Source organism: Synechococcus sp. R55.2, assembly GCF_047462075.1.
Lineage (GTDB): Bacteria > Cyanobacteriota > Cyanobacteriia > Thermostichales > Thermostichaceae > Thermostichus.
Window position 1 is genome coordinate 1 of sequence record NZ_JANSIH010000320.1, and the last position, 3,901, is coordinate 3,901.

At 60.5% G+C, this 3,901-nt stretch carries 4 protein-coding genes; all 4 read right to left on the bottom strand.

Features of this window, described 5'->3' with window-relative positions:
• Positions 1-18 precede the first annotated feature (18 nt).
• Positions 19-1,890 (bottom strand): chloride channel protein, encoded by a 1,872-nt coding sequence (locus NW838_RS10180; RefSeq protein ID WP_414427978.1) that lies wholly within the window; start codon positions 1,888-1,890, stop codon positions 19-21.
• Positions 1,891-1,897: 7 nt separating this feature from the next.
• Positions 1,898-2,686 carry a type I methionyl aminopeptidase gene (gene map / locus NW838_RS10185; protein ID WP_011433730.1) on the bottom strand — a complete coding sequence of 263 codons (789 nt, stop codon included), beginning with the start codon at positions 2,684-2,686 and terminating at the stop codon, positions 1,898-1,900.
• A gap of 195 nt (positions 2,687-2,881) precedes the next feature.
• Positions 2,882-3,457 (bottom strand): DUF2062 domain-containing protein, encoded by a 576-nt coding sequence (locus NW838_RS10190; protein ID WP_414358412.1) that lies wholly within the window; start codon positions 3,455-3,457, stop codon positions 2,882-2,884.
• A gap of 141 nt (positions 3,458-3,598) precedes the next feature.
• Positions 3,599-3,760 carry a hypothetical protein gene (locus NW838_RS10195; protein ID WP_414352050.1) on the bottom strand — a complete coding sequence of 54 codons (162 nt, stop codon included), beginning with the start codon at positions 3,758-3,760 and terminating at the stop codon, positions 3,599-3,601.
• Positions 3,761-3,901: the final 141 nt, after the last annotated feature.

The following is a 3,901-nucleotide window of genomic DNA, read 5'->3' on the forward strand; positions in this document are numbered from 1 at the left end:
GATCCCGACAGCAGGGCTCTATTCTTCGTGCGCAGTAGAAGCATCTGGGATCCCCTCTTGTCCGTTCCTGCCGGCGTCTCTCTCTGCTGGGGGAACTTCCAACTCCAGGGCTTGCCGCACCGATTGAATCTCTTGGGAGAGCAGCACCCGCTCTCGATCCAACAGGCCGACGATCTGCTCCGGGTCTTCCCGCGAGACCACTGGCAATTGGCGCAAATCGTATTCGTACATCGGCTCGGCTGCCACCGCTACCGCCTCATCGGGGAAGGTGGTGAGAACCGGAGATTGGCTGACCTCCTGCACGGTCAGCTCCGCCAACTCCGCCGCCTCCTTGTGGGCCAAGGCCCGCTCCAGATCTTCCAGGGTGAGAATGCCCCGCAGCCGCTCCTGTCCGTCCACCACCAACGCGCTATGGCACTTTTGCTGCAGCAAACTCTCCAGAGCTTCTCGCAGCGGTGTGTCTTGCCGAAGCAAAAGAGATGGGGGCACCATCACCTCTTGCACCGTCAGCTCTCTAGGCTCCTGCCCAAGGACTCCGTCAAGCGTTGCGTGGCGATAGCGACGGGCGGAAGGGTAGATGGCCGGCGAATGCAACTGCTCCGTCAGCCAGATGCTCAAACCCACTGCCGCCATCACCGGCAGCGCAATGTGATAGTCCCGCGTCATCTCAAACAGCAGCAAGATGGCCGTTAGCGGAGCCCGCACGCTGGCCGCCAACACCGCCGCCATGCCCACCATGGCGTAGGCAGCAGGGGGAGACAAGGCAATCAAGGGCAAAGCTTGAGATAGCACCTGACCGTAGCCTGCCCCCAGCACTGCCCCCATGAACAAAGCCGGGGCAAAGGTTCCCCCCACAAAGCCGCTGCCCAGGCTCAAAGCGCTCAGCAACAGCTTGCCCAATAGGAGCAGGCCCAGATGGCCAAGAGAAAAGGGAACGGCCTGCAGAATCGACTCAATGGTTTCATAGCCCACCCCCAACGCCAATGGGATCCCCAAACCTGCGCAGCCCAGGATCCCGCCCCCCAAAATGGGCTTGCTCCAAGCTGGCCAGGCCGCCAGGGGGCCACTGTTGAACAGGTGCTTGCCCCACTCCAGGGTGTAGCTGAAGGCCATAGAAACCAGGCTGGCCAAAAAGCCCAAGCCGAGATACAGAGGTACCTCCAGCAAGCTGTGGATCTCGTAGTCCGGCAAGACAAAAGCCGGCTGGGTGATGGTGGGCAAAAGAAAAGCGGGTTGTGCCCCCAACCCCACCTGGGCGATCAAGGCGGAGACCACCGCCGCCAACACCACCACACTGACGGCAGAAGTGGTAAAGGTGCGGGCCAAGGCCAGCTCCAGCGCTAAAAACACCCCGGCAATGGGCGCGTTAAACCCTGCCGCCAGGCCAGCCGCTGCTCCGGCAGCCATCAACAGTTGCACCCGCTCCCGCGAGAGGCGTAGGTTTTGCCCCAGCAGGGATCCCAGCAAAGCGCCACTTTCCACACTGGGGGCCTCAGGGCCAAGGGAAGCTCCCGCGCCCAACGAGATGGCAGCCGCCAAGAGCTTGAGCGGGATCCACCAGGGCTGAAGTGCCAAAGGACGAGCAGGACTCACCAAGCTGGAGAGGCTCAAGTTGGGAAAGGGCACAACTGCCCCCAAAGCGCCGATCAGCAGGCCCCCCAGCACCGGCGCCAGAGCCAGCGGCCAGGATCCCAGCAGCCACAGGCCATAGTGTTCTGCAGCCCTGCCGAGGCCATCGACGAGGGTGTCCTGCAGCAGATAGCGCCACCAGCCAATCAAGTAGCGAAATCCAACCACCAACAGCCCCGTGCCCAACCCCACTGCCGCCGCCAGCAGCAGCAGCAGGTTCTCGGAGGAGAGGCGCAGGCGGAGAGCGGGGGCGCTGTTCATGATCGGCTCAGGGGCTTTGGGAAGGCAGGGTCAAGATCTCTACACCGGTTTCGGTAACGGCGACCGTATGTTCAAATTGGGCCGAGAGCTTGCCATCCAAAGTGACCGCCGTCCACCCGTCGGAGAGCACCTTCACCTCCCAGGTGCCCTCGTTGATCATCGGCTCGATGGTGAACACCATGCCGGGGCGGAGTTTCTCCCCTTTTCCTCGCTCGCCGTAGTGGGGGATCTGGGGGGCCGTGTGGAATTGCCGTCCCACCCCATGCCCGACAAAATCGCGCACCACGCTGTAGCCCTGGGCCTCGGCATATTCTTGGATGGCAGCGCCAATGTCGCCGACTCTCCCCCCCGGCTTGACGGCAGCAATGCCCCGCCGCAGACATTCTTCGGTCACCTCCACCAAGCGCCGCGCCCGCTCAGAAGGCTGTCCGACAAAGAAGGTTTTGGACGTATCGCCGTGGTAGCCATCCAAAACCGGGGTGACATCGATGTTGATGATGTCGCCTTCTCGCAGGATCTGCTTGGGGCTGGGAATGCCGTGGCAAACCACGTGGTTGACGCTGGTGCAGATGGACTTGGGAAAGCCATGGTAGCCCAAAGGGGCGCTTCTGGCCCCATGCGCCCGCGTCCATCGCTCGGCCTCGTCGTTGAGCTCTTGGGTGGTGACCCCTGGCCGCACCATCGGCTCCAAGTGCTTGAGCAGATCTGCTGCCAGGCGACAAGCCCGCCGCATTTTCTCCAGTTCCCGTGAAGAGAGCAACACAATGGGCTGAGGGGCTTGCGTGAGCTGGTTCATACCCGTCTGCAAAGCGGATCCCAACTGCTCCCCCCATCGCTGGGAGCGACGGCTGAGGTCTGTCAACAACGCTCGCATGTCTTCCATCATGAGACCTTATCTGTGAAAAGCTCTGTGAAAACGGATGGATCTCTGCACCTGCAGACTGTCCAGGATTGGGTTCTCAGTTGGGATTCTGAATCGCCTTGCGCCCATTCACAGACCCCTGCCGGCCATTTTCTGCCGCCGACGAATCCGCTGCACCAACCACAGCCCCAGAAAATAGCTGACGAGGGATCCCCAAAAACCGACAAACGCACAGCCGACAAACAGCGTGCCCGACATCTCCAAGCCCCACTGCATCCAGTTTTGCCAGGTGGCCGCCACCAGCTCTGTGGAAGGGGATCCCAGTAGCCATTCTCCCACCTGGTAGTTAAACGCATAGATGGGCACATAGGTGAAGGGATTACTCACCCAGGTTCCTGCCGCCGCCGCCAGCTTGTTGCCCCGAAACGGAACAGCCAACACCAGAGCGGCCAACGTTTGAAAGCCGAAGATGGGGAAACAGCCGGCAAAAACCCCTACCGCCAAGCCACGGGCAATTTCTTTTGGCGACGATTGCAGCCGCAACAGGCGCAGATAAAGATAGCGCAGCCAACGCTTCCAGGAAGGATCCCGGCGGGCTAGGGTCGGCCCTGGTTGAGATCCAGAGTAGGATCTGGAATAAAGCTTAAGGGATCCCGGCGAAGGCCAGGAGAAAGAGGGCAGCCTCAACCAAAAGAGGGGGCTCATGGCGGTCAGGGGGGGCAACTGAGAGAAGGTGTTAAGTCCTGTAAATCCAGTGTATCTTTCCTGCCCTTGGCGACAAAGGGCCATTGGCAAATCCGGGCCAGCAGCAACGGGGTGACGCCGGGGGATCGGTTTACGGAGTGGTCACCTGAGCTTGTCCACCAAGGCCAGCACGAAGTTAAGACCCAAGTAGGAAACCAGCACCACCAAGAATAGGAACAGGGCAATGTTCAGCCCGGATCGCAGGGCAGAGGGCAGGGATCCCGATTTCATTTTGGGATCAGGCTTTTCGGGGGGAGTTGTCATCTGGAGTTCTGGGGAAGACTGTGAATCTAGGATCCCATCTTGGCTGTGCAGGTGTACCCATCGGCTTACTTTCCGAAGATTGAAGGCCTGATACATTTACGCTGAACACTGCTGAACATCACTGTTCAACTATGCAGCGAT